General features: G+C 69.8%; 26 protein-coding genes. 10 read left to right on the top strand and 16 right to left on the bottom strand.

The window, feature by feature from the left end; all coding sequences use genetic code 11:
* Nucleotides 1-27 precede the first annotated feature (27 nt).
* The 3 genes from ASE12_RS14800 to ASE12_RS14790 all read left to right on the top strand — a co-directional run bounded on the left by ASE12_RS14800 (nt 28) and on the right by ASE12_RS14790 (nt 3,837).
* Nucleotides 28-1,593, top strand: coding sequence for a long-chain-fatty-acid--CoA ligase (locus ASE12_RS14800; protein ID WP_056404871.1), 1,566 nt, complete (start codon nt 28-30; stop codon nt 1,591-1,593).
* A 190-nt stretch (nt 1,594-1,783) separates the two neighbouring features.
* The gene (locus ASE12_RS14795) at nt 1,784-3,100 is read left to right on the top strand and encodes a glycoside hydrolase domain-containing protein (RefSeq protein WP_162255505.1); all 1,317 of its coding nucleotides are present in this window, start codon (nt 1,784-1,786) and stop codon (nt 3,098-3,100) included.
* 8 nt (nt 3,101-3,108) lie between these two features.
* Entirely contained in the window at nt 3,109-3,837 is a 729-nt protein-coding gene (locus ASE12_RS14790; RefSeq protein ID WP_056402198.1) for a glycerophosphodiester phosphodiesterase, read from the top strand.
* On the opposite strand, the gene ASE12_RS14785 is transcribed toward ASE12_RS14790, so the two are convergent.
* The 7 genes from ASE12_RS14785 to ASE12_RS14760 form a co-directional block, all read right to left on the bottom strand.
* Nucleotides 3,834-4,301 carry an antitoxin VbhA family protein gene (locus ASE12_RS14785; RefSeq protein ID WP_056402195.1) on the bottom strand — a complete coding sequence of 156 codons (468 nt, stop codon included), beginning with the start codon at nt 4,299-4,301 and terminating at the stop codon, nt 3,834-3,836. The two genes, ASE12_RS14790 and ASE12_RS14785, sit on opposite strands and share 4 nt — an antisense overlap.
* Nucleotides 4,302-4,402: 101 nt before the next feature.
* On the bottom strand, nt 4,403-4,756 hold the full coding sequence (locus tag ASE12_RS14780; RefSeq protein WP_056402192.1) for a sterol carrier family protein: 354 nt from the start codon (nt 4,754-4,756) through the stop codon (nt 4,403-4,405).
* Nucleotides 4,756-7,026: a phosphoribosylformylglycinamidine synthase subunit PurL gene (gene purL, locus ASE12_RS14775; protein ID WP_056402190.1), complete on the bottom strand. Its 2,271-nt coding sequence runs from the start codon at nt 7,024-7,026 to the stop codon at nt 4,756-4,758. The genes ASE12_RS14780 and purL overlap by 1 nt, the downstream gene beginning before the upstream one ends.
* A 90-nt stretch (nt 7,027-7,116) precedes the next feature.
* Nucleotides 7,117-8,199, bottom strand: a complete 1,083-nt coding sequence (locus ASE12_RS14770) for an NADH:flavin oxidoreductase/NADH oxidase (RefSeq protein WP_157412951.1) — start codon at nt 8,197-8,199, stop codon at nt 7,117-7,119.
* Nucleotides 8,200-8,227: 28 nt separating this feature from the next.
* Nucleotides 8,228-8,383, bottom strand: coding sequence for a hypothetical protein (locus ASE12_RS20405; RefSeq protein ID WP_200955034.1), 156 nt, complete (start codon nt 8,381-8,383; stop codon nt 8,228-8,230).
* Nucleotides 8,380-9,600 carry an NAD(P)/FAD-dependent oxidoreductase gene (locus ASE12_RS14765; RefSeq protein WP_056402185.1) on the bottom strand — a complete coding sequence of 407 codons (1,221 nt, stop codon included), beginning with the start codon at nt 9,598-9,600 and terminating at the stop codon, nt 8,380-8,382. Before ASE12_RS14765 ends, ASE12_RS20405 begins: the two co-directional genes overlap by 4 nt.
* Nucleotides 9,601-9,658: 58 nt before the next feature.
* Nucleotides 9,659-10,375, bottom strand: a complete 717-nt coding sequence (locus ASE12_RS14760; protein ID WP_157412949.1) for an ABC transporter — start codon at nt 10,373-10,375, stop codon at nt 9,659-9,661.
* Nucleotides 10,376-10,505: 130 nt separating this feature from the next.
* On the opposite strand from ASE12_RS14760, the gene ASE12_RS14755 reads away from it, so the two are divergent.
* The 6 genes from ASE12_RS14755 (at nt 10,506) to ASE12_RS14730 (ending at nt 15,964) form a co-directional block, all read left to right on the top strand.
* Nucleotides 10,506-11,828: an NHL repeat-containing protein gene (locus ASE12_RS14755; protein ID WP_082582304.1), complete on the top strand. Its 1,323-nt coding sequence runs from the start codon at nt 10,506-10,508 to the stop codon at nt 11,826-11,828.
* Between the two features lie 52 nt (nt 11,829-11,880).
* Nucleotides 11,881-12,597, top strand: coding sequence for an ABC transporter ATP-binding protein (locus ASE12_RS14750; protein WP_056402177.1), 717 nt, complete (start codon nt 11,881-11,883; stop codon nt 12,595-12,597).
* Nucleotides 12,594-13,322: an ABC transporter permease gene (locus ASE12_RS14745; RefSeq protein WP_056402174.1), complete on the top strand. Its 729-nt coding sequence runs from the start codon at nt 12,594-12,596 to the stop codon at nt 13,320-13,322. Before ASE12_RS14750 ends, ASE12_RS14745 begins: the two co-directional genes overlap by 4 nt.
* A complete protein-coding gene (locus tag ASE12_RS14740; protein ID WP_056402170.1) occupies nt 13,319-13,918 on the top strand; it encodes a TetR family transcriptional regulator in 600 nt (199 codons plus the stop codon). Before ASE12_RS14745 ends, ASE12_RS14740 begins: the two co-directional genes overlap by 4 nt.
* 74 nt (nt 13,919-13,992) lie before the next feature.
* Nucleotides 13,993-14,667, top strand: a complete 675-nt coding sequence (locus tag ASE12_RS14735) for a TetR family transcriptional regulator (protein ID WP_162255504.1) — start codon at nt 13,993-13,995, stop codon at nt 14,665-14,667.
* Between the two features lie 151 nt (nt 14,668-14,818).
* Nucleotides 14,819-15,964: an RCC1 domain-containing protein gene (locus ASE12_RS14730; RefSeq protein ID WP_056402164.1), complete on the top strand. Its 1,146-nt coding sequence runs from the start codon at nt 14,819-14,821 to the stop codon at nt 15,962-15,964.
* A gap of 3 nt (nt 15,965-15,967) precedes the next feature.
* Here the strand turns inward: ASE12_RS14730 and ASE12_RS14725 are convergent, their stop codons facing one another.
* Both ASE12_RS14725 and ASE12_RS14720 read right to left on the bottom strand, forming a co-directional pair.
* Nucleotides 15,968-16,807, bottom strand: a complete 840-nt coding sequence (locus ASE12_RS14725) for a DUF72 domain-containing protein (RefSeq protein ID WP_056402159.1) — start codon at nt 16,805-16,807, stop codon at nt 15,968-15,970.
* Between the two features lie 6 nt (nt 16,808-16,813).
* Complete coding sequence (locus tag ASE12_RS14720; protein ID WP_056402157.1) at nt 16,814-17,440, bottom strand: hypothetical protein; 627 nt, start codon at nt 17,438-17,440, stop codon at nt 16,814-16,816.
* A gap of 65 nt (nt 17,441-17,505) precedes the next feature.
* On the opposite strand from ASE12_RS14720, the gene ASE12_RS14715 reads away from it, so the two are divergent.
* A complete protein-coding gene (locus ASE12_RS14715) occupies nt 17,506-18,342 on the top strand; it encodes a DMT family transporter (protein WP_056402154.1) in 837 nt (278 codons plus the stop codon).
* 122 nt (nt 18,343-18,464) lie between these two features.
* Here the strand turns inward: ASE12_RS14715 and ASE12_RS14710 are convergent, their stop codons facing one another.
* From ASE12_RS14710 to ASE12_RS14680, 7 genes are all read right to left on the bottom strand, one after another.
* Nucleotides 18,465-19,325 carry an Fpg/Nei family DNA glycosylase gene (locus ASE12_RS14710; protein ID WP_056402152.1) on the bottom strand — a complete coding sequence of 287 codons (861 nt, stop codon included), beginning with the start codon at nt 19,323-19,325 and terminating at the stop codon, nt 18,465-18,467.
* 48 nt (nt 19,326-19,373) lie between these two features.
* Entirely contained in the window at nt 19,374-19,811 is a 438-nt protein-coding gene (locus ASE12_RS14705; RefSeq protein WP_056402149.1) for a VOC family protein, read from the bottom strand.
* A 46-nt stretch (nt 19,812-19,857) separates the two neighbouring features.
* Entirely contained in the window at nt 19,858-21,039 is a 1,182-nt protein-coding gene (locus ASE12_RS14700; RefSeq protein ID WP_369797252.1) for an Nramp family divalent metal transporter, read from the bottom strand.
* Between the two features lie 79 nt (nt 21,040-21,118).
* Nucleotides 21,119-21,940 carry a sulfurtransferase gene (locus tag ASE12_RS14695; RefSeq protein WP_056402144.1) on the bottom strand — a complete coding sequence of 274 codons (822 nt, stop codon included), beginning with the start codon at nt 21,938-21,940 and terminating at the stop codon, nt 21,119-21,121.
* Between the two features lie 99 nt (nt 21,941-22,039).
* Nucleotides 22,040-23,410, bottom strand: coding sequence for a DEAD/DEAH box helicase (locus ASE12_RS20605; RefSeq protein WP_200955033.1), 1,371 nt, complete (start codon nt 23,408-23,410; stop codon nt 22,040-22,042).
* A gap of 211 nt (nt 23,411-23,621) precedes the next feature.
* The gene (locus ASE12_RS14685) at nt 23,622-23,903 is read right to left on the bottom strand and encodes a GNAT family N-acetyltransferase (protein WP_056402141.1); all 282 of its coding nucleotides are present in this window, start codon (nt 23,901-23,903) and stop codon (nt 23,622-23,624) included.
* A gap of 14 nt (nt 23,904-23,917) precedes the next feature.
* Nucleotides 23,918-24,136: an SCO4848 family membrane protein gene (locus ASE12_RS14680; RefSeq protein WP_056402138.1), complete on the bottom strand. Its 219-nt coding sequence runs from the start codon at nt 24,134-24,136 to the stop codon at nt 23,918-23,920.
* Nucleotides 24,137-24,144 lie beyond the last annotated feature (8 nt).

The following is a 24,144-nucleotide window of genomic DNA, read 5'->3' as shown; positions in this document are numbered from 1 at the left end:
ATCCAGGTCACGTCGTCGAGGAGCATCATGCCGATTGCCATCCCGCCCGCCACCTACCTGCCGGACTTCCTCGCGCACCGCGCGGCCGAGCGCCCGGACAAGCCGTGCTGGATCTTCGGCGAACGTACGTGGACCTGGGCCGAGGCCTGGGAGTCCGTGCGCCGGACCGCCGGAGCGTTGCAGGGCGAGGGCGTGGCGCGCGGCGACCGGGTCGCGATCCTCGACAAGAACAACCCTGCCGTCCTCCAGGTCATCCTCGGTGGCTGCCAGCTCGGCGCGGCGACGACCGTCGTCAACTGGCGACTCGCCGGCGACGAGCTCGACTACGTGCTCAACGACTGCGCGGCCGAGGTCGTGTTCGTCGGGCACCAACTGCTGGAGCAGCTCGACGTCGTACGCGACCGGCTCGAGCACGTCCGCAAGGTCATCGTCGTCGGTGGCGAGCACGACGAGTTCCAGGCCTGGCAGTCGGCCGCGACACCGGCCGACCTGCAGCCCGGCGTCACGCCCGACGACATCTGCGTCGTGATGTACAGCTCCGGCACGACCGGACGGCCGAAGGGCGTACAGCTCAGCCAGCACGCGATGGTCGAGCACAGCGTCAACGGACTCGGCGACGCGACGTACGACGAGGGCGACATGCTGCTCGTGGCGATGCCGATGTTCCACGTCGGAGGCACCTCGTACGCCCTGCAGGCCCCGGTCATCGGCGCGGCGGCGTACATCGTGCCGGAGGTCGACGGCGCGCTGCTCGCCGGCGGCATCATGGCCGGCTGCACGCACGCGTTCCTCGTGCCCGCCGTCGTCACGGCCCTGATCGCCGCCGGACCCCAGGTCATGGGGCTGTTCAGCAAGCTGAAGTCCCTCGGCTACGGCGCCGCGCCGATGCCGCTGCCGGTGCTGCGCGCGGCGATGGAGGCGTGGCCCGACACCGAGTTCCAGCAGGTGTACGGCATGACGGAGTTCGGCGGCGTCGTCACGGTGCTCAACGACGCCGCGCACCGCGACGCCGCCCACCCGGAGCGGCTGGTGTCGGCTGGGCGTCCCGTCGCACACACCGAGATGCGGGTCGTCGACCCGGTGACGCTCGAGGACGTGCCGCAGGGTGAGTCGGGCGAGGTCTGGTTCCGCACGCCGCAGGCGACGATCGGCTACCTCGGGAAGCCAGAGGCGACCGCCGAGCTCATCACGCCGGACGGGTGGGTCCGTACGGGCGACCTCGGCCGGGTCGACGAGGACGGCTTCCTGTTCATCGAGGACCGCATCAAGGACATGATCATCACCGGCGGCGAGAACGTGTACTCCCCCGAGGTCGAGCGCGTGCTCGCCGAGCACCCCGCGGTGCAGGAGCTCGCGGTGATCGGCGTGCCGGACGACAAGTGGGGCGAGACGGTCAAGGCGGTCGTGGCGTTCAAGCCCGGCCAGGCGGTGCCCGCCGAGGAGCTCATCGCGTACGCCCGCGAGCGGCTCGCCGGCTACAAGACGCCGAGCTCGATCGACGTCGTGGACGCGCTGCCTCGCAACCCGTCGGGCAAGATCCTCAAGCGCGACCTGCGCAAGCCGTACTGGGGCGATCGCGCGCGCCAGGTCTGAAGGCTTCGACAAGCTCAACCGGCGAGCACAGGCTCGACCGGCGAGAGAACGTGGCCCCGATCATCCAGGGGAGGGACCGGGGCCACGCCTGGCCCAAGACTATCTCCGAGCGCGCTTAGGGCCGCAACCCCTCAGCCCGCATATCCCTGACTTCGCCCTCCGGTGGCCGTACGCTCTGAGGATGCGCCTGGTGCCTTCCCCCACCTCGCGGCTCACGATCACCGGCATCCTGACCGGCCTGGCCGCGACCTTCCTGCTGTCCTCACCCGCCCACGCGGCGGGTCCGCGAGCCCCCGGAGACTTCACGGGTCACGGCTTCGACGCGTGCGTCGCGCCGACCCAGTCCACGATGGACACCTGGAACCTCCGGTCCCCGTTCACGGCGATCGGCATCTACGTCTCCGGCAGCTCCCGCTACTGCGGCGACGCCTACCAGCCCAACCTCAGCAAGGCCTGGGTCGCCAAGAACGCGGCGAACGGCTGGCGCTTCCTGCCGATCCACGTCGGCCGTCAGGCTCCGTGCTTCGTCAACAACCCCAAGAGCCGCGTCCAGAAGAAGCGGATGTCGTCGACGGTCTCCGTCGCCCGGTCCCAGGCCAGGTCAGACGCGGCCGAGACGATCGTGGCGCTGCGGAAGTACGGCTTCGGGTCCGGCAGCTATTCCTACCTCGACCTCGAGTGGTACGCCCGGACGACCAAGTGCGACAACGTCGTGCTCGAGTTCGTCGACGCGTGGACCGAGTACCTCCACAAGTTCAGCTACAAGTCCGGCGTGTACTCCAGCGGTTCCGCCGCCATCGCGGCGATCGACGCCGCGCGGATCGCGGGCCGCAAGGGCTTCACCAAGCCCGACCAGATCTGGATCGCCTGGACCAACAAGATCGCCGACACCGACGGCGGCCCCTACCTCGCCGACGAGGGCTGGGCCGATCACCAGCGCATCCACCAGTACCAGAACGGCGTCGACGTCACGTACGGCGGAAAGACCATCAACATCGACAAGGACTTCCTGGACGTCGGCCGGGGTTCGGTCGCCGTGAAGCAGAGCCTGCCCTGCAACGTCCAGATGTCCTTCAGCTCCTACCCGGCGCTCACGGTGGGCAGCAAGGGACCGGAGGTGGCCGCCCTGGAGTGCCTGCTCCACCAGCGTGGCTACCTGATCTCGGTCGACGAGACATTCGGCTCCGGCACCGCGAAGGCGATCGACAAGTACCGCGCATCCATGGGCTGGTCGGCGGCCGGCAAGACCACGCGGCCCACGTGGACGGCGCTGCTGTCGTACGGCGCGAACCCACGAGTCATCAAGCAGGGCAGCGTGGGGCTCGCGGTCTGGCGCCTGCAACGGTCGCTGATCGCCGCCGGACTGCACCCGCGGCTGACCGGAATCTTCGACGCGGACACGGTCGCGGCCGTCAAGGCGTACCGGAAGGCGCACGACCTGACCCAGTACGCGACGGTCGAGAGCTCGGTCTGGTCCCTGCTCCAGCACGGCAAGATCGCGGGCTAGCGGTTCGCATGGCCCTCGTGTCGGCGCACCGTGGTGGCGCTGCGGACGATCACTCGGCGCAGAACACCCTGGCCGCGTTCGAGTCGGCGATCGGGCTCGGCTGCGACTACGTCGAGTTCGACGTACGCCTGACCGCCGACGGCCGGCCGGTGATCTTCCACGACGACGAGATCGACGACGAGTCCGTGCGCCGCTCGATCGCGAAGCACCGGTACGACGAGTTCTCCGCGTCACGGCTCGTCGACCTCGACGCCGTGCTGGCGCTGATCCGCGGCCGGATCGGGGCGCATGTCGACCTCAAGGTCAGGGGCGACGAGGTCGTGCTCGTCAAGCAGATCGTCGACGCGCTCGGCACGGACCGCACCATCATCACGACCGCCGAGGACTCGTCGGTCCGGCAGATCCGGCGCTGGTCCAAGGCCCATGCGCCGGACCTGTTGGTCGGCCTGTCATCCAGTGCGCGGGCCGGCACGAGCAACTGGTTCGTCCGCAAGCTCGTGCGGCTCGAGTCGGCGTTCCCGCGGCTGCGCATCCTGCTGAGCGGCGCCAACCTGGTGGTGTCGCACAAGGTCGTCGCCCGGCTGAGCCTCAAGGCGTACGCCCGGAAGCGCGGGCTGCCGCTCCTGGTGTGGACCGTCGACCGGCCCGACGAGCTCGAGCGGTGGATGAACGACCCGTACGTCTGGATGGTGACGACGAACTACCCGGCCCGCGCCATGGCGGCGCGGCGGTCCTAGGCGGAGACGCCGCGGGTGATGCGGAGGAACTCCTCGACCGGGATACGCCCGGAGACGTAGGCCGCGACGGCCTCCTCGCGGGTCATGCGGCTGTCGGGGGCCAACGAGGCGACGGGCGGCGCCGGACGGACCGGGGGCGCGGGCGGTGCCACGACCTCCTGGGGCGCGGCCCAGGCCTGCTCGGCGAGCTGCTGGGCCCACGGGCGCTCGACCGGCGGCGGGCTCTGCGGCTGCACCGCGTGCTCGTGACCACCGAGTGAGACGACGATGCCGACGGCGTAGTCCTGCGCGTCGATCTCGCCGTTGGCGTAGGCGACCAGCAGGCGCACGGCTTCACGATCGGCTGGCCAACCCTGCTCGGCCGATGACCGCAGGGCTGCGACGACGGCCTCCCGGCGTCGCCCGGAGAGGCTTGAGAGCAGGTCGGACCACTGCTCAGAAGGATCGGTGGTGCCATTCGTCATGACTGCGCCTGATGGTGGATGTCGGTTTCCCTCCCTGACCGGAAAATCATAACGGGACGGATTGTCTTGCTGTGCCGGTTTTGCCGGAACTGGGCGAAATCTCAGGCTTCGTCGAGCGGGAGCAGCGGCGAGAGGTCCGAGCGCTCCCCCGACGCGCGCAGCGTGGCGTCGGACCACTGCAGTCGCCCGCGCCCCAGGGCGATCCAGGTGGGCGCGTCCATCTCGACGACGGCCGGCGGTGTGCCGCGCGTGTGCCGTGCGCCGGCGATGCACTGGACCGCGGCGAAGGGCGGGATGCGGACCTCGACGCTGGCCCCCGGCGCCCTGGCCACGAGGAGCGCGACGAGGTGCATCGTGGCGGCCTTGAGGTCGGCCCGGGTCGGCTCACCCTGGTCGAGGCGGGCGCAGATCGCGGCGAACTCCTCGTGCGACAGCGGAGTCGGCCGGCGTGCCATCAAGCGAGGTGCGCGCCCAGGACCGCGGGGATCGTCGCCTGCCAGGCCGTCTTGAGCTCCGCGACCGGCACGCTGAACTGGCCCGCGACCTCGAGGGTCTCGCCGCCCGTACGTCCGACGGAGGCCAGCTCGACGCCGTGCTTCTCGGCCAGCGACACGAACTCGTCGTGGCGGTCCTCCGCCACGACGACCATGGCCCGGGCCGACGACTCGCTGAACAGCTCGAGGAACGGGTCGTCGAGCTCGACCGTGACGCCGATGCCGTGACGGAACGACGCCTCGGCGAGCGCGACCGCCAGACCGCCGTCGGAGAGATCGTGGGCGGCCTCGACGACACCGGTCTTGGCGGCCTCGACCATGAGGTTGGCCAGGGCCCGTTCGGCATCGAGGTCGACGACGGGGGGCCGGCCGCCGAGGTGGCCGTGGACGACATCGGCCCACGATGAGCCGGAGAGCTCGTCGCGCGTCTCGCCGAGCACCAGCACGTGGCTGCCCTCGGCGACGAAGCCCTGCGTGATCCGCGTACGCACGTCGTCGATGACGCCCAGGATGCCAACGACCGGCGTCGGCAGGATCGGGGTCTCGCCGGTCTGGTTGTAGAACGACACGTTGCCGCCGGTGACCGGGATGCCCAGGACCTCGCAGGCGTCCTTGAGCCCGTGGGTGGCCTGCTCGAACTGCCACATGACGTCGGGGTTCTCGGGCGAGCCGAAGTTGAGGCAGTCGGTGACGGCGAGCGGCAGCGCGCCGGTGACGCCGACGTTGCGGTAGGACTCGGCGAGCGCGAGCTGCGCGCCGACGTAGGGATCGAGCTTGGCGAAGCGGCCGTTGCAGTCGGTCGACACCGCGACGCCGAGGTTGGTCTCGTCGTCGATGCGGATGACGCCGGCGTCCTCGGGCTGGGCGAGGACCGTGTTGCCCTGGACGTAGCGGTCGTACTGGTCGGTGACCCACGACTTGTCGGCCAGGTTGGGCGACGTCACGACCGCGACCAGCTGCTCACGGAGCTCGTCGCCGGAGGTGGGCCGGGCGAGCTGCTCGGCGACGTCGGCCTGCAGGGCGTCCTGCCAGTCCGGCCGCGCGTAGGGGCGGTGATAGGTCGGCCCGTCGTGGGCCACCGAGCGCGGCGGCACGTCGACGACGGTCTGGCCGTGCCAGTCGATCACGAGGTGCTCGCCGTCGGTGACCTCGCCGACGACGACGGCCTCGACGTCCCACTTGTCGCAGATCGCCATGAACGCGTCGAGGTGGTGCGGCTCGACGACGGCCATCATGCGCTCCTGCGACTCGCTCATGAGGATCTCCTCCGGCGAGAGCGTCGAGTCGCGCAGCGGCACCGTGTCGAGCTCGACGTGCATGCCGCCGTCGCCTGCGGACGCGAGCTCGCTGGTCGCGCACGAGAGACCGGCGCCACCCAGGTCCTGGATGCCGTTGACGACCTGGGCGCGGAACAGCTCGAGGGTGCACTCGATCAGCAGCTTCTCCATGAACGGGTCACCGACCTGCACGCTGGGACGCTTGGCGGGACCGTCGGCGTCGAACGTCTCGGACGCGAGGACCGAGACGCCGCCGATGCCGTCGCCGCCGGTGCGGGCGCCGTAGAGGACGACCTTGTTGCCGACACCGCTCGCGAACGCCAGGTGCAGGTCCTCGTGGCGGAGGACGCCGACGCAGAGGGCGTTGACCAGGGGGTTGCCGACGTAGGTCTCGTCGAACACGACCTCGCCGCCGATGTTGGGCAGGCCGAGGCAGTTGCCGTAGCCGCCGACGCCGGCGACGATGCCGGGCATGACGCGACGGGTGTCGAGGGCATCGAGGGGGCCGAAGCGCAGCGGGTCCATGACCGCGACGGGGCGCGCGCCCATCGCAAGGATGTCGCGGACGATGCCACCGACGCCGGTGGCGGCGCCCTGGTAGGGCTCGACGTACGACGGGTGGTTGTGCGACTCGACCTTGAACGTGACGGCGTAGCCCTGGCCGATGTCGATGACGCCGGCGTTCTCACCGATGCCGGCGAGGGTCTTGCCGAGCGGCGTCTCCTGCGGCAGGTCGCCGAACTTCTTGAGGTGCACCTTGGACGACTTGTAGGAGCAGTGCTCGCTCCACATCACGGAGTACATCGCCAGCTCGGCGCCGGTCGGGCGGCGGCCGAGGATCTCGCGGATGCTGTCGTACTCCTCCTCACGGAGGCCCAGCTCGGACCACGGCTGCGGCTTGTCCGGGGTGGCTTCGGCGACGGCGACGGTGTCCAGGCGGGGGGCTTCGCTCACACCCCGATCCTATCGGTCGTACCGGCAGCTTCCGACCGCGCGTTGAGCGGTGGAACAGGTCGAACCGCGCCGCCGCGCGTACGACCCGGGTCACCGCCAGGCGCCGCGGGCGTGCTGCGGCGGGTAGGGCGCGTCCTTGGCGGCGACGCCGAGCTCGTGAGCGGCGCGCAGCGGCCAGGCGGGCTCGCGGATCGCGACCCGGCCCAGCATGACGACGTCGGCCGACCCGTCCTCGAGCACCTGCTCGGCCTGGGTCGGTTCGGTGATCAGGCCGACGGCGGAGACCGGGAGCCCGCTGACCTCGCGCACCTCGCGGGCGAACGGCACCTGGTAGCCCGGGCCGATGTCGATCTTCTGGTGCGCCACGGCGCCGCCCGACGACACGTCGAGCAGGTCGACGCCGTGCTGCTTGAGCACGGCGCCGAGCCGTGCGGTCTCCTCGACGTTCCAACCGCCGTCAGCCCAGTCCGATGCCGAGAGGCGTACGAACAACGGCTTGTCCCACACGGCGCGGACGGCGTCGACGATCTCGACGACCACCCGCGTGCGGTTGTCGAACGAGCCGCCGTACCGGTCCGTGCGCTGGTTGGCGAGCGGCGACAGGAACTCGTGGAGGAGGTAGCCGTGCGCGCCGTGGATCTCCACGACGTCGAACCCGGCGCGATCGGCGCGGACAGCGGCATCGGCGAACGCCTGTGGCAGCGCGGCGACCTCGTCGGTCGTCATGGCGCGCGGCACGTCATAGCCCTCGAACGCCAGCTCCGACGGGGCCACGGCGGTCCAGCCCCCATCGGCCTCCGGCACGGTGCCGTCACCCTCGGCGAACGGTGCCCACGTCGAGCCCTTGCGGCCCGCGTGTGCCAGCTGGATCCCGGCGACGGCACCCTGACCGCGTATGAACTCGGCGATGCGGCGCCACGGCTCGATGTGCGCGTCGGACCAGATCCCGGTGTCCTCGGGGCTGATCCGGCCCTCGGGCACCACCGCGGTGGCCTCGGTCATCACCAGGCCGAAGCCTCCGGTCGCGTGCTGGCCGAGGTTGACGAGGTGCCAGTCGTTGGGCATCCCGTCGCGGTCGAAGCACGAGTACTGGCACATCGGCGCGAGCCAGATGCGGTTGCGCGCCGTGACGCCGCGCAGGGTCAGGGGTTCGAAGAGGGCAGGCACACCCACAACACTAGGCAGCCCGCCGCGCGCCGCTTCAGAGGCCGCCGAGTCCGTAGCGCACGAGGAAGTCGCGCTCGGTGTCCCGGCCACCTTCGGGGTCAGGCACCGGCTCGGTGTCGGACGTCGTGACGGTGTCCTCGAGGCGTATCGGCTTGGGCAGCTGCTTGAAGCGGTCCTTGTCAGGCGTCATGCGGGCACCACCTCGCTGAGCGGCACGTCGGGATCGGCGAGCCTTGCCCGTTCCACGCTACTCCCGACCAGGGCGCGCAGGTCGTCGTTGACGTCCCAGACGTTGACGTTCATGCCGGCGGTGACGCGGTCGCCGTCGAGCCAGAACGCGATGAACTCGCCACTCGCCTTGTCGCCGCGGATCACCACGTCGTCGGTGGCGCTGCCGCGTCCGACGTACTCCATGCCGAGGTCGAACTGGTCGGTGTAGAAGTACGGCTGCCAGTCGTACGCGTCGTCCCGGCCGAGCACGGTGCGGCCGGCGAGCCGGCCCTGGCGGATCGCGTTGTCCCAGTGCTCGACCCGCAGCCGGTCGCCGAGGGCCGAGTTGTAGGCGTTGGCGACGTCGCCCGCAGCGAAGATCGCGGGGTCGGACGTACGCAGGTGCTCGTCGACGAGGATGCCGTTGTCGACGTCGAGCCCTGCAGCGGCAGCGATCTCGGCGTTGGGGCTGATGCCGACACCAAGGATCACGAGGTCCGCGGCGACCTCGTCGTCGCCGACCCGCACTCCGGTGACCCGCCCCTCAGCACCGGTGATCTCGCTGACCTCGACGGACGTGCGAAGGTCGACCCCGTTGCGGCGATGCAGGTCCGCGAAGTAGGTGGCCAGCTCGTCGCCCAGCACACGGCCCAGCGGCAGCGGGGCGTACTCCAGGACCGTGACCTGCAGGCCGGCGGCGCGCGCTGCGGAAGCGGTCTCGAGGCCGATCCAGCCCGCGCCGATGATCACGACGCTCGAAGCCCGCGCGTACGCCTCTCGGATGGCGTCGCTGTCGCCGATGCGGCGCAACGAGAGCACACCATCGAGCTCGGCACCGGGGATCTCGAGCGTTCGCGGCCGGGAGCCCGTGGCGAGCAGCAGGCGCTCGTACGGCACGGTGTCCCCCGAGGCGAGCGCGACAGTGCGTCCTTCCCGGTCGATCGACACGACGGTCTCGCCGAACCGGGTGTCGATGTCGTGCTCGGCGTACCACTCCTCGGGATGCACGAACAGGTCGTCCCTGGACCCGTTGCCCTGGAGGTAGTCCTTGGACAGCGCCGGACGCTCGTACGGGCGCTCCGGCTCCTCGCCGATCAACGTGATGGTGCCGGTGTGCCCCGCCTCGCGCATGGACTCCACGGCCTTGGCCGCGGCGAGTCCGGCTCCGACGACGACGATCCCTGGTGCGGTGCTCATGTGGTGCTCCTCCGGAGTGGTCCTGCTTCGATCATGCTCCGGGACGCAAGGGCTGTGTCTAGTCGCTGACGGCGGGGTCGAGCACCGGCGGCCTCCGGCGACCTCCGGGCAGGCGGCCGGCCAGCGCACCCAAGGGCTCGACGGCGCCGCTCAGGATGTTGACGGCGGAGTTGAGGTTGGGGATCGCGTTGCCCAACGCCTCGAGCCGCGGCACGATCGCGTCGAACGTGGCGCCGAGCTCGATGAGCTGGTCGAGCGTCCCCCCTGGCGCCAGGAGCTTCTCGAGGATGCCCTGCTCGGCGAGCAGCTGGTCGATCAGGCCGCCTTCCGCGAGGATGCGGTCGATCGCGCCCTCCTCGGCCAGCAGGCGGTCGAGCGGGCCGCCGGGTGCGAGCAGCCGATAGAGCGGTCCGTCCTCCCCCAGCGCGCGGTCGAGCGGACCGCCGGCCTCCAGCAGGCGTACGAACGGGCCCTCCTCATCCGCCATCCGGTCGAGCAGCCCGTCGCGGGCCAAGGCCTTGCCGACCGGTCGGTCGTCCGCCGTGAGGTCGGCGAGGGTGTTGGCGAGCCCGATCGGTCCGCGCTCGTCGGCGAGGATCCGGTTGAGCTGGTCGAGCAGGCCACCCTCGCCGAAGATCTGCGCCAGCCGGGTGGCGTAACCGCCCTCGCGCAGGATCGGGCCCTGCGGCGACGCGAGCTGACCAAGGCCGAGCGTGGCCTGGGTCGCGGCGACCGTCACGCGTACGGGAAGCAGGGCCAGTCCACGGATGTCCATGCGTGAACAGTAGGACCATGACATCGGCGATGTCACGTAGTCGGTGACGCCGGCAGGCCGTGTGAACACTTCAAGACATCTCGTCCAAAACCCCCACCGGCGTCCTGGGATCCCGCTAGATTCCTTCGTCATGCCCACTCCCATGCGCAACTTCGCGGCACTGACTGCCGCCGGCCTCGCCATCTCGTGCCTGACGATGACAGCGGCCCACGCCGACACGTACGACGTGTCCTATGCCCCGACGCGAGCCGCGACGTTCAACGCCGCCGGCGTCGTGCACCCCACGGACATCGCCGTCGATCCGAGTCCCGCGGCGACGGACGACCCGTCGAAGTTCGCCCTCGCGGAGACCAACACCACCTTCTCGCGGGTCACCGTCCTCAGGAACAACCCCTTCAACTCGACCGGATACGGACTCGCCGACGGCTCGATCCTGGACACGAGCAGGTCCGGCCTGTCTGGGCCCCAGGGCATCAGCTACGACGCGAAGGGGCGGATCTGGGTCGCCGACTCCTCGTCGGCCACCGTCAGCGTCTTCCCCAAGGACACGTCCAGCAGCTCGCCGTACACGACGATCGGTGGCATGAAGAACACCGGCCTCAGCTCGCCCAGCGACGTGGCCGTGGCCGCCAACGGTGACGTGTATGTCGCGAACATCAACAGCACCAGCACGATCCGGGTCTTCGGCGCTGGTCGTGGCGGCGACATCGAGCCCATCAAGACGATCGACTCGGGAATCAACAACCCCACCAGCATCGTGATCGACAGCAAGGGCCTGATCTACGTGGCCAACCTCGCCGGCGGGAACGGCAACGAGAACATCGCGATCTATGCCGCCAACACCGAGTCGTCGACGCCGCCGATTCGCACGATCACAGGCGCCAACACCCACCTGCACGGCGCTTCCTCGCTGGCGCTCGACTCGTCGGACAACCTCTATGTCACCAATGCGACCGACGGCGCCGACGGCTCCGTCACGGTCTTCGCTCCGGGCACCAGCGGCGACGCGTTCCCCATCAAGCGGCTCAGCGGGGGGAACACCGGCATCAAGTACCCCACCGGAGTCGCCGTCGACACCAACCGCAACGTTCACGTCGTCAACGAGTACTCAGGCAACGCGGCGAGCGAGCAGTCGGTCTTCACGTTCAACCCGCTCGTCCCGCTGACGAAGCCCCCAGCCGCTCGCAGCCTCAAGATCTCGGGCTCGTCGACGTCGTCGACCCGCACCGTCAGCTGGACCGCGCCTGCCGACAACGGTGGCACGCCGATCACGAAGTACCGCGTGATCGTCAAGAGCGGCACCAAGACGCTCTACGACCGGACCACCACGAGCCGCTCCTACAAGCTCCTGCGCAGCAAGCTCAAGAGCGGCACGAACAAGGTCTACGTGTACGCCTTCAACAAGGTCGGCTCGTCGCCTTCGATCAGCAAGACCTTCACCGTCAAGAAGTAGCGCGGCTCGCCCCCGGCTTGACCGGGTCGGGGGCGAGTCCTATATTCAACGTATGTTGAATAGTTCGGCGATCGAGGTCACCGGCCTCACCGTGGTCCGCGGCAGGAACACCGTGATCCCCGACCTCTCGGTGTCGGTGCCCCGCGGATCCGTCACGGGACTCCTGGGCCCCAGCGGCTGCGGCAAGTCCACGTTGATCCGCGCGATCGCCGGCATCCAGGTCATCCGGGCGGGCACCGTCACAGTGCTCGACGGCCCTGCCGGTCGTCCTGCCGCCCGGGAGCGCGTCGGCTACGTCACGCAGGCGAGCTCGGTCTATCCCGACCTGACCGTCATGCAGAACCTGCGCTACTTCGCCGCCCTCACCGGCAGTGACGAGGCTGCGGCCCGTGAGGCCGTCGGCAACGTGGGGCTCGGCGACAAGGTCGACTCGTTGGTCGGCGACCTGTCAGGCGGCCAGCGCACGAGGGTGTCGCTCGCCGCCGCGCTGCTGGCCGACCCCGAGCTCTACCTCCTCGACGAACCGACCGTCGGCCTCGACCCCGTCCTCCGCCGGGATCTGTGGCAGCTGTTCAAGCGGCTGGCCTCGGAGGGCAAGACACTGCTGGTGTCGAGCCATGTCATGGACGAGGCCGGCCGATGCGACCGCATGCTGCTGATGCGCGAGGGCCGGATCATCGCCGACTCGACACCAGACGAGCTCCGCGCGGACACCGGCGAGGACGACCTCGAGCAGGCCTTCCTGACGCTGGCGGAGGGCACCCGATGAACCGCACTCTCGCAACGGCTCGCAGGGTGCTCCAGCAGCTCGGGCACGACCCGCGCAGCATCGGGATGATCGTCGTCCTGCCGTCGCTCCTGCTGCTCCTGTTCAAGTACGTGTACGACGGCAACCCCGTGATCTTCAACCGCGTCGGCCCGCAGATGCTCGGCATCTTCCCGTTCGTCGTGATGTTCCTCGTGACCTCGGTGACGATGGTGCGCGAACGTACGTCCGGGACCCTCGAACGCCTTTTGACCACGCCGATGCGACGCGGCGAGCTGATCGGCGGCTACGGCATCGCGTTCGGCGCCGCCGCCCTCGGGCAGGCGCTCGTCACCTCGGCCGTCGCCATCTGGCTGCTCGACATGGACGTCAACACCCCGTGGGCCGTGGTGCTGTTCGCCGTCGTCGACGCTGTCCTCGGCACCGCTCTGGGTCTGCTGATGTCGGCGTTCGCGGTCACCGAGTTCCAGGCCGTGCAGTTCATGCCGCTCGTCGTGGTGCCACAGCTGCTGCTCTGCGGCCTGCTGGCCCCGCGCGACTCGATGCCCGACGTCCTGCGCTGGTTGTCCGACGCGCTGCCGATGAGCTACGCCGCCGACGCCTTCACCGAGCTAGGGTCGACGAGCGACTTCACCTCGACCCTGGGCAAGGACCTCGTGATTCTCCTCAGCTGCTGCGCACTCGCCCTCGCCGGCGCGTCACTGACCCTTCGGCGACGGACGCGATGACCGTCAAACGTACGCGCGGCCGGCCGCCGGCCGGGGACGCAGCAGACCGTCGCGCCGCGATCCTCGACGCCGCCAGGGCCAAGTTCGCGGCGCAGGGATTCAGCGGCACCTCGATGCGCGCCATCGCCCGGGACGCGGGCGTCGACGTCAGCCTCATCAGCCACTACTTCGGTGACAAGGCGGGCCTGCTCGTCGCCACGATGGAGCTGCCGGTCAACCCCGTCGAGAAGATCGCGTTGGTCATCGAGGACGGCCCGGACGGCATGGCCGAGCGCCTGTTGCAGACGTTCCTCGAGGCGTGGGATCCCCATCGCGACATCTTCAGCTCGATGTATCGCACGACGCTGGGGACGGACGACTCCCAGGCGCCGATGCTGCAGCTGGCGCGCGAGGTGCTCATCAGCTCGCTGCTGGGGGTCCTCGAGGGCGACGACCGCGAGCTCCGCGCCTCCCTGGTCGCCGGCCAGCTGATCGGCATGGCGACGCTGCGCTACGTCATCCGGATGCCGCCCCTCGCCGACGCCTCGATCGACGACGTCGTACGCCTGTACGGTCCCGCGATGCAGGTCCTGATCGGCACCTCCACGCGCCCCTAAATGGATACATGCAGTCCCTAGTGAAGCTGCGGGAGCCCTGATACGGTGGCCGACGCATGCACCAGGAGACCGCCATGACGACGCCTAGACAGACTCGGAGCTATCGGTCCCCGCTCCGTGCCGAGAAGGCCGCCGAGACCCGTCGCAGCATCATCACGGCTGCGGCCGAGGTGTTCTCCCAGCGCGGCTACGTCGGGACCACGATGCAACAGGTGGCCGATCACGCAGGAGTCTCGGTCGAGTCGGTCAACAAGATCGGCACCAAGCCCGACCTGCTCATCAAGGCGTTCCAGCAGACCTACTCCGGCGAGGGCGGCTGGAAGTCGATCATCGACCAGCCCCAGCTCATGGAGATCATGTCCAACGAGGACACGGAGCAGGCGATCGCCGACTACGCCGCGTTCATCGCCGCAGCCAATGCCCGCTCCGGCGGCATCTGGGCGGCCGTCCGCGCCGCCGCGGCGTCCGAGGACCGCATCTCGAAGGCCGTCACGGAGCTGATCGCCAGGAAGCGCGAGGACTTCATGATCGGCCACGACTGGTACGCAAGCCGCGGCATGGTCGACGAGAAGACCTCACCGGAGGCCTTCGCCGCCCACCTCTACGTGCTGACCTCGCAGGAGACGTACGACCAGCTGACCCGGGACTGGGGCTACTCGCTCGAGGCCTACACCGCGTGGCTGCGGACATCGATCCTCAGGATCGGACCCGCCACCCAGCACCTCCCGCCGCCGCTGTCCAACACCTGAGAAAGCGGTACGTACGTACTGCTTGTATTCAATACAGGCATTAACTAGCCAAAATGGGTGAAAGCCTGTTAGCGTGCTCGAATCATCTAGACCTTTGCTTGGTGTCATCACCTGAGTCGGGGTTTCCCTCACCGACCGAAGGTCACCCACCATGCATCTCAGAAAGCTCCTTCCTGCTCTGCTCGCGCTCCTTGCCGGCATCGCGGTCTCACTGACCAGCGCCACGCCCGCGAACGCTGCCGCACCCCAGAGCTGGCTGTCCGTCAGCAGCGGAAGCGCACACACGTGCGCCGTCGCCGCGAACCACGCCCTCTACTGCTGGGGCGGCAACTTCAACGCCCAGCTCGGACTCGACGACAGCACCAATCGCAACACCCCGACGCGGGTCGGCACCTCAACCAGCTGGGCGAGCGTCAGCACCGGCTCCACCCACACCTGTGGCACGCGCACCTCCGGCACCCTGTACTGCTGGGGCGACAACAGCGCCGGCCAGCTGGGAGTCGGCGACCTCGGCACCCGCAGCGTGCCCGCCCGGGTCGGCACCTCCAGCAGCTGGGCCAGCGTCAGCGCCGGCGCGTTCTTCACCTGCGCACGGTCGAAGACCGGTTCGGTCTACTGCTGGGGCACCAACATCGACGGCCGACTCGGCACCGGCGACATGGCTCAGCGCACCAAGCCGGCCAAGGTGGGCACGTCGACCCAATGGACCAGCATCGTGGCGGGCGGCACCCACGCCTGTGCGACGAACACGACGGGCTCGCTCTACTGCTGGGGCCAGAACAGCTCGGGCCAGCTGGGCACCGGCGGTGGCGCGCCTCCCCGTACGAAGCCCACCAAGGTCGGCAGCTCGAGCACCTGGCGGAGCGTGGACCTCGGAGAGGACTACACCTGCGGCGTACGCACCACGGGAACGCTCTACTGCTGGGGCGACAACATGTTCGCCCAGCTCGGAGACGGCACGAAGACGGGCCGGCCCACACCGACGCGCATCGGGATCTCCAAGCGATGGGCCGGCGTCAGTGTCGGGGAGTCCCACAGCTGTGGTCGGCAGAGCACCGGTGCCCTGTACTGCTGGGGCGACAACGAGAAGGGACAGGTCGGCGACGGCACGGTCGCAGACCGCCTCACGCCGACCCGCGTCGGAACCTCCACCCAGTGGACCAGCATCAGCGTCGGCCGGACCCACACGTGCGCACGTCACGCCAGCGCCGCGCTCTACTGCTGGGGCTCCAACGCGTACGGTCAGCTCGCCCTGACCAACACGGCCTACCGGGTCACCCCGGGCAAGCTCGGCTGACCGTCACCCAGGGCGCCATGGGCCGAGATCGGCGAGCCTCTCGATCAGGCCCATGGCGTCGAAGGGCGCGCGAACCTTCATGTCGTTGTCGAAGTACGCGTACACGTCGGCGCCGCCCTCGGCCCAGCCCCGCATCAGCGCCGCCCACTCGTCGAGGGCAGCGTCGGAGTAGCCACTCGCATAGAGCTCGGTGTCGCCGTGCAGGCGTACGTAGGCGAAGTCGGCGGTGACCTCGCGGATCAGCGGCCACTTGCCCGCGGTGTCGGCCACGACCAGGCCGATGCCGTGCTCGCGCAGGACGCTGAGGAACTCCGGGGCGAGGAACGAGTCGTGCCGGACCTCCACGGCGTGGCGGATCTCCTGCTCCGCGATGACGTCGAGGTAGGACCGACCGGCCACGCGCTCGTCATGCCGCCCACCAAGGGCGGCGGCCGCGGTCGTCGTGCGGGGCAGCCGGTCGAAGAAGTTCTCGAGCCGTTCGGCGTCGAAGCCCAAGGTCGGCGGCAGCTGCCACAGCACCGGGCCGAGCTTCTCCCCGAGCGCCAACGGGCCCGACGCGAAGAAGTTCGCGAGCGGTGCGTCGACGTCGGCGAGCTTCTTCATGTGGGTGATGAAGCGGCCGCCCTTGACGGCGAAGACGAAGCCGTCCGGCGTACGCTCACGCCACGCCTGGTAGCTCTCAGGTCGTTGCAGCGAGTAGAACGAGCCGTTGATCTCGATGCTCGTCATCTTGCTCGCGGCGTACTCGAGCTCGTCCTTCTGCCGCAGGCCCTCGGGATAGAACACCTTGCGCCACGGCGCGTACGTCCACCCCGAGATCCCGATCCTGACGGTGCCGGACACGACGGGTCAGAGGGATCCGGCGATCGTCCCGATCAGGGCGAACAGCGCCACGACGATCGAGATCGGCACCAACCAGAGTGCGGCGATCGTGATCGTGACGGTCGTGCCGATCCTCGGCGGCACGAAGTAGCGCGCGCGGGGCAGGTCGCCGATGCCGTCGATCCAGCGACCGGTCATCGACATGCCGCCCCAGGCACCCTTGAGCCGGTCGAAGAGCCGCCAGCCACCACCGCCGGCTACCCGCTCGAGCGCGCCGCGGGTCTCGTCGACCTTGTCGCTCAGGCTGATCGCGATGCCGAGCTCGGTGGCCAGCTTGTCGGGCTCCTCGACGGCTCGCAGGATCGCGCGGCGCCGCGCCCAGAACGCTCCGCTGACGGCAGCCATCAGCACCCCCGCCACGAGCACGACGACGCGTACGCCACCATCGGCGACCAGGCCGAGCGCCAGCGTCGCGGCGACGAACGGCAGCGGCACGACCTGCAGGACGGCGGTGGGCAGCCGCAGCACGCGGACCGCCACGGCGATGACGCCAGCAACGCGATGCGCGACCTCGCCGGTCTGGTCGTCCACCCGCGAGGCGAACCCACCGACGGCCGAATTGGCCTGCGTCCCGAACGACTTGGCGAACCTCATGCCTCAATCGTACGTAGCGGGGCCAGCGGTCGCCCGTTGTCGGCGACCGCGCTTAGGCTGCGCAGGTGGCCATCGCACTGTCCCTCCTGTCGGCACTGGCCTATGGCGTCTCGGACTTCATGGGCGGCATCTTCGCCAAGCGCTCATCTCCTTGGCAGGTCGCCGTCGTGGGCCAGACGTCGTCGGGCGTCCTCAGCCTCGTCGCCGCCCTGGTGATCGCCGGATCGCCGACCAGCACCGACCTGACCTACGGCGCACTGGCCGGCCTCGGCGGCGGCTTCGGCGTGGCGTTCCTCTACCGCGGGCTGTCGACGGCGCGCATGGGTGTCGTCGCCCCGCTGTCGGCGATCGGCACCGCCCTGATCCCCGTGATCGTCGGCCTGGCGACCGGTGACCGGCCGTCCTGGATGGCGATGCTGGGCGTGGTGTTCGCGTTCCCGGCGATCGCGCTGATCTCCCGGGTCGAGGACGGCGGAGCCGATGACGGCACGCATCGCGGCGGCGTGGTCGACGGCATCCTGGCGGGCGTCGGCTTCGGCCTGCTGTTCACGTTCCTGGGCCAGGTGGGCGACGACGCCGGCCTCTACCCACTCGCCCTCTCGCAGCTGACCTCCGTGCTCGGCGTGGTCGTCACGGCCACGGTGCTCCGTCAGGCGTGGGTGCCACGCGGCCGCCGAGTCTGGGGCGCTGTGGTGATGGGTCCGCTCGGCGCGACCGCGCAGGGCGCGTTCCTCTACGCCTCGCACCACGGCCTGCTGTCGATCGTGTCGGTGATCTCGTCGCTCTACCCGGCCAGCACGGTGCTGCTCGCGTGGCTGCTGCTGCGCGAGAGGATCCTGCGGTGGCAAGCCGTCGGCCTGGCCTTCGCCGCGCTGGCCGTGGGTCTGGTCGCCGCGGGCTGAACCGGCCACTCGGTCCTTGAGCCTGCACACGGTCCTTGAGCCTGTCCTCGGTCCTTGAGCCTGTCGAAAGGACTGACGGGTTTCGACAAGCTCAATCGGTCTACCCGGACGAGCCGCGCGACCTACTTGAGGAACTTGCTCGTCGTGCGGTCCTTGAGCGGCTTGCCGCCGGTCTGGCACGTCGGGCAGTACTGCAGCGCCGACTGCGAGTAGGTCACCTCGAGCACCGTGTCGCCGCACACCGGACACTTCTCGCCGGTACGCCCATGGACCCGCATGCGCGTCCGTTTGTCGTCCTTGAGCTCCTCGGCCGGCTTGCCCCGGGCCTCCTCGACGGCCTCGCGGAGGATGTCCTGCACCGCAGCCTCCAGGCGTACGATCTCGTCCTCCTTGAGGTTCTCGGCGATCGCGAACGGCGACAGCTTCGCCGCGTGCAGGATCTCGTCGCTGTAGGCGTTGCCGACGCCGGCGATGATCTTCTGGTCGCGCAGCAGCCGCTTGACCTGCATCCTTCGGGCCAGCAGCGGACGCAGCTCGAAGCCCGGCTCGAGCGGTTCTGGGCCCAGCGCAGCGATGCCCGGCACCTCGGACGGGTCGCGGACGACGTACATCGCCAGACCCTTGCGCGTGCCGGCCTCGGTGACGTCGAACCCGATGTGCGGGCCGTCGCCACGGTCGAGGCGTACGCGTGCGGCGATGTTGCTGGCACCGAGCTTGAGCTTGGTGTCCGGCAGCTGCTCGGACCAGCGCAGCCAGCCGGCCTTGGCCAGGTGCACGATGATGTGGATGCCGTCGACGTCGATGTCGATGAACTTGCCATGCCGGCTGGCCCCGGTGACGGCCAGCCCGGACAGGGCGGAGACCGGCGGGTCGAACGTCTTCAGGACCGCGAACGACGCCAGCTCGATGCCGACCACGACGGCGCCGGCGGTCTCCTTGTCGAGGAACTCGACCAGCGCATTGACCTCGGGAAGCTCAGGCATGAGTCCATGATCGGGGTTGGCGGGTCAGTTCTCCAGAGCCGGAGGCGTTCAGGCCGTCAGCGGATCGGCCACGAAGATGCAGAACGGGTGGCCGGCCGGGTCGGCGTAGACGTACAGCGGCTCGTCGGGGTCGTCGTACCTGTCGAGGAGAAGCCTGGCGCCGAGCGCGAGCGCCCGCTCGTGGTGCGCGTCGAGGTCGGCGATCGTCGCGACGGTCAGGTCGAGGTGCAGCTGCTGCGGCACAGGTCCCTCCGGCCAAGTCGCCTCGGGCAGCGAGTCGACCTGCTGGAACGCGAGCTGCACGCCGCCTTCGCCGCCGCGCAGGACGAGCCAGTCACTCCCCTGTGAGTCGGGCTCACCGGGCCGAGGTGGCTCGTCGCCCGAGCGATAGACCAGGCCGAGCAACTGGCGGTAGAACTCGGCCAACGGGCGGATGTCGGTGCTGTCGAGCACGACGGATCGGACGGTGAGCGGACCGGGACTCATGCCGCCAGCGTGGCACCGGTCGCAGGCGCTCGCACGTCGACGCGGGTCAGCCGGTGAACGTCAGCCAGAGCAGCGACACGTTGAGGGCGATGACGATCGCCGCCACGACGCAGGCCGCGGCCGTGGTGCGGCGGGCGTTCGCGTACTCCCCCATCACGTCCTCGCGCGCGGTCAGCACCACCAGGGGGATCAGCGCGAACGGGATGCCGATCGAGAGCACGACCTGCGAGATCACGAGCGCCCGGCTGGGCTCGGCGCCCAGGGCCAGCACGACGAGCGCCGGGATGAGCGTCACCACGCGACGCACGAGGATCGGCAGGCGTACGCCCAACAGGCCCTTCATGACCTCGGCCCCGGCGGCGCTGCCCACTGACGTGGAGGCGAGCCCAGATCCGAGCAGCGCGACCGCGAACAGCAGTGCCACTCCGGCGCCGAGCTCGGACGTGACGACGGCGTGGACGCCTTGCAACGTGTCGGTGCCCGGCAGCCCGTCGAGGCTGGATGCCGCGACGACGAGAAGCGAGAGGTTGAGGACTCCGGCGAGGATCAGGGCGAGCACGACGTCCGTACGCGTTGCCGAGAGCAGCTCACGCACGCTGAGCCCGTCGCCACGACGGTCGAGGCGGGTGATGGTCAGGCTCGAGTGCAGGTAGATGACATGCGGCATGACGGTCGCGCCGATGATGCCCGAGGCGAGCAGCACGCTGTCGGTGCCGTCGAACGTCGGTATCAGGCCCGTCGCCAGGGGCCCGGCCTTCGGCGGGTCGACGAACAGGCCGGCCATGAACCCGACGGCGATCAACGCGAGGAATCCCACGATGACGCGCTCGAGTGTCTGCTGTCCGCGCAGGTCGCCGATCCGCAGGACGACCATCGCGACCGCAGCCGTGATGACGGCGCCCAGCTCGAGCGGCAGGTCGAACAGCAGGTTGAGGGCGATCGCACCGCCGACGACCTCGGCGAGATCGGTCGCGATCGCGATCGCCTCTGCCTGCAGCCAGTAGGCGATGCGGGGACCGGTCGGCAGCCGCTGACCCATGTGGCCGGCGAGCGACATCCCGGTCACCATGCCGAGCTTGGCCGAGAGGTACTGCACCAGCACGGCCATGACGTTGGCCATCACGACGACCCAGACCAAGGTGTAGCCGAACTTCGAGCCGGCCGTCACGTTGGTCGCGACGTTGCCCGGGTCGACGTACGCCACAGCGGCGATGAACGCAGGGCCCAGCAAGCCGATCCGCGGCAGCCTGCCCTTGACCAACATGAGGTCCGAGATTACCGGCAGCGCGCGGGTGCTCCGCTCCCGGCTAGGGCGCGGTACCGGTCGCGACCGGGCGGTCGTCGTGGTTGCTCCACTGCGACCACGACCCGGGATAGAGCGCGGCGTCGAACCCGGCGATCGCGAGCGCGGCGACCTCGTGCGCCGCGGTGACGCCGGACCCGCAGTAGGCCGCGACGTCGGACCCTTCCCGTACGCCGAGCGCCTCGAACCGGCGGCGCAGCTCCTCGGCCGGGCGGAAGCGGCCGGCGGCGTCGAGGTTGTCGGTCGTCGGCGCACTGACGGCGCCGGGGATGTGGCCGGCCTTGGGGTCGATCGGCTCGGTCTCGCCGGCATACCGCTCGGCGGCTCGAGCATCCAGCAGCACCCCGGGGTACGACGCTGCGCCGTCGATGTCGATCGTCGGCGCGTGCCCGCCGTCGAGGGTCACGTCGCCCGGCGGCGGCGCGACGTCGCCGGTCTCGAGCGCCCCTCCCGCGGCGACCCATGCGGCAAGCCCGCCGTCGAGCAGGCGTACGTCGTCGAGGCCGGCCCAGCGGAGCAGCCACCAGGCGCGGGCGGCAGCGAGATTGCCGTTGTCGTCGTACGCCACCACGGTGTCGCCGGCGCTGATGCCCCACCGGCGGGCCGCGGCCTGCAGCGCTTCGATCGATGGCAGCGGATGGCGGCCGTCCCGCGGCTCGCCGTGCGCCGCCAGCTCGGTGTCGAGCCCGACGAACACGGCACCAGGGAGATGTCCGGCGAGGTAGTCGGCGTGCCCCGGAGGACCGCCCAGCTTCCAGCGGACGTCGAGCAGGACGACCCGCCCGGTCGAGGACATCAGCTCCGGCGCCTGGATCAGGATGCTCACGGGCTCAGCCTAGGCGCGCTGCGAACGCCGCCGGAAACGACTGGCGGCGCCACCCCCGGGCGTACCGGGGATGACGCCGCTGTCAGTCGTACGGGCGGTCTAGGAGGACGAGTAGACGCGCGTGGATCCGCCGGACCCACCGCTGCGACGACGTCCGCCGCCACCGCCACGGTTGCCTCCGCCACCTTGCGGGCGTCCGCCACCGTTGCCGCGGAAGCCGCCCTGGGGACGCCCTCCGCCGCGGTTCTGGCCGCCGCCGTTGCCCGAGGTGCGAGCACCCTGGCGCACGGACGACATGTGCGGAGCCTCGGTGCCGGCACCCGAGAGCGCCTCGGCCGTCATCGGCGACGGGGCCGTGCGGGCGTCGTGGTGACGCGCCGTGACGCCGGCCTTGTTCTGCAGCTGCATGACGTCGCGCAGGGCCTCGGGCGTCGTCATCGTGACGACGGATCCGGACTCCCCGGCGCGAGCCGTGCGGCCCGAACGGTGCTGGTAGGCCTTGTGCTCGGCCGGTGCGTCGTAGTGCACGACGAGGCCGATGCGGTCGACGTGGATGCCGCGCGCGGCGACGTCCGTGGCGACGATGACGCTGGCCCGACCGCTGCTGAACGCCTCGAGGTTGCGCTCACGGTGACGCTGCGAGAGGTCACCGTGCATGTCGACGGCCTCGATGCCGTTCTGGGTCAGCTGGCGGGCGAGGCGCATGGCCCCGCGACGCGTACGCGTGAAGACGATGCTGCGCGGGTTGGCACGCAGCAGGTCGAACGCCGTCTTGGACTTCTCGGTCGCGGCACTGACGAGCACGTGGTGCTCCATCGTGTCGACCGCGCTCTCGCCCGAGTCGACCTCGTGGAGGACGTGCTTGGGCAGGTGGCGCTTGACGAGCTTGTTGACGTCGCCGTCGAGCGTCGCCGACAGCAGCAGCCGCTGGCTCGACTCGGGGGTCTTGGTCAGCAGCGCGTCGATCGGCTTGTAGAAGCCGAGGTCGCACAGGTGGTCGGCCTCGTCGAGGACCGTGATCTCGATGTCGTCGAGCGTCATGCAGCGACGATCGAGCAGGTCGGTCAGGCGGCCCGGCGTGGCGATGACGATGTCGACGCCGTTGCGGAGCGTGCTGATCTGCTTGTTGATCGGGACGCCGCCGTAGACCGTGGTCAGGCGGAGGCCCATCTTCTGCGCGAGCGGCTCCATGGCCGTACGCACCTGGGTCGCCAGCTCACGGGTCGGGAGCAGGATCAGGCCACGGGGGGCCTTGGGGCGACTCGTGCGACCGGCGAGCCGGACGAGGACCGGGAGGCCGAAGGCCAGGGTCTTGCCGGAGCCGGTACGAGCGCGGCCCAGCACGTGGCGTCCCGCGAGCGCATCGGGGATCACCGCCTGCTGGACGGGACTGGGGTTGACGATCTCCTGGCGTGCCAGCGCGGATATCAGCGAGGCGGGGAGGTCGAGGGTGGAAAAGGTGGGCAGCACAGAGCTGCCTTCAGGCTGATTCAAGGAACTCACAGACGATTCGGGATGAATGCCCGATATCCATTTCACGCAAGATGCGCTACTTCGTCGGGCCGGAACAGCGCCGGACTGGCGCGTTCACGTGTTCACATTCTAGCAGTTCGTTGCCTCGCCCAACGAATCGCGCCGTGTGCCCGTGGTCACGTGCGGCACCAGCGGCCCGTGCGAGGGGCTAGGAGGCCAGCAGGTCCTGGTAGTCCGGGTGCTTCTGGACGAACCGTGAGACGTACGGGCAGGTCGCGATGATCTTCTTGCCGCGCACGCGGACGTCGTCGAGCGCGCCCGTGACGAGCTCGGACGCGAGGCCCTGGCCCTCGAACTGGTCGAAGACCTCGGTGTGCGGGAACGTCACGACGTCGCCCTTCTCGAAGGCCTGCGTGAAGCCGGCCAGGATGCCGTCGACGTGGATCTCGTAGCGGTTCTCGTCGGGGTTGTGGATCACCTTGTTGCTCATACCGGGTCCAACGCTCAGAACAGCGTGACGATTCCGAGCACGCCGACCGCGACGGCCAGCGCGAGCGAGATCGCGATGAGGATCGTGTGGACACGCAGGAACGTCGTGGCGTTGCCGGCAGCGTCCCGCGAGCGCTCGTCCTTGCGTACGCGCTTGAGGAACGGCGGCCATATGACGAAGTTCCAGACCGCGGTGACGATGAGGACGAGCGACCAGGCGACGGGAAGATCCATGCCGCCAT

The organism is Aeromicrobium sp. Root236 (genome assembly GCF_001428805.1).
Taxonomy (GTDB): domain Bacteria; phylum Actinomycetota; class Actinomycetes; order Propionibacteriales; family Nocardioidaceae; genus Aeromicrobium.
This window is presented reverse-complemented; position numbering and strand designations above follow the sequence as displayed.

Coding starts and splice junctions, on each gene's coding strand:
- ASE12_RS14765 (WP_056402185.1), bottom strand. CDS start 9,600: ATGAGCACCGCACCAGGGATCGTCGTCGTCGGAGCCGGACTCGCCGCG.
- ASE12_RS14750 (WP_056402177.1), top strand. CDS start 11,881: ATGTTGAATAGTTCGGCGATCGAGGTCACCGGCCTCACCGTGGTCCGC.
- ASE12_RS14790 (WP_056402198.1), top strand. CDS start 3,109: ATGGCCCTCGTGTCGGCGCACCGTGGTGGCGCTGCGGACGATCACTCG.
- ASE12_RS14680 (WP_056402138.1), bottom strand. CDS start 24,136: ATGGATCTTCCCGTCGCCTGGTCGCTCGTCCTCATCGTCACCGCGGTC.
- ASE12_RS14780 (WP_056402192.1), bottom strand. CDS start 4,756: ATGGCACGCCGGCCGACTCCGCTGTCGCACGAGGAGTTCGCCGCGATC.
- ASE12_RS20405 (WP_200955034.1), bottom strand. CDS start 8,383: ATGACGCCTGACAAGGACCGCTTCAAGCAGCTGCCCAAGCCGATACGC.
- ASE12_RS14705 (WP_056402149.1), bottom strand. CDS start 19,811: ATGAGTCCCGGTCCGCTCACCGTCCGATCCGTCGTGCTCGACAGCACC.
- ASE12_RS14760 (WP_157412949.1), bottom strand. CDS start 10,375: ATGGACATCCGTGGACTGGCCCTGCTTCCCGTACGCGTGACGGTCGCC.
- ASE12_RS14735 (WP_162255504.1), top strand. CDS start 13,993: ATGACGACGCCTAGACAGACTCGGAGCTATCGGTCCCCGCTCCGTGCC.
- ASE12_RS14710 (WP_056402152.1), bottom strand. CDS start 19,325: ATGCCTGAGCTTCCCGAGGTCAATGCGCTGGTCGAGTTCCTCGACAAG.
- ASE12_RS14745 (WP_056402174.1), top strand. CDS start 12,594: ATGAACCGCACTCTCGCAACGGCTCGCAGGGTGCTCCAGCAGCTCGGG.
- ASE12_RS14720 (WP_056402157.1), bottom strand. CDS start 17,440: ATGAGGTTCGCCAAGTCGTTCGGGACGCAGGCCAATTCGGCCGTCGGT.
- ASE12_RS14785 (WP_056402195.1), bottom strand. CDS start 4,301: ATGACGAATGGCACCACCGATCCTTCTGAGCAGTGGTCCGACCTGCTC.
- ASE12_RS14730 (WP_056402164.1), top strand. CDS start 14,819: ATGCATCTCAGAAAGCTCCTTCCTGCTCTGCTCGCGCTCCTTGCCGGC.
- ASE12_RS14755 (WP_082582304.1), top strand. CDS start 10,506: ATGCCCACTCCCATGCGCAACTTCGCGGCACTGACTGCCGCCGGCCTC.
- ASE12_RS14685 (WP_056402141.1), bottom strand. CDS start 23,903: ATGAGCAACAAGGTGATCCACAACCCCGACGAGAACCGCTACGAGATC.
- ASE12_RS14740 (WP_056402170.1), top strand. CDS start 13,319: ATGACCGTCAAACGTACGCGCGGCCGGCCGCCGGCCGGGGACGCAGCA.
- ASE12_RS14800 (WP_056404871.1), top strand. CDS start 28: ATGCCGATTGCCATCCCGCCCGCCACCTACCTGCCGGACTTCCTCGCG.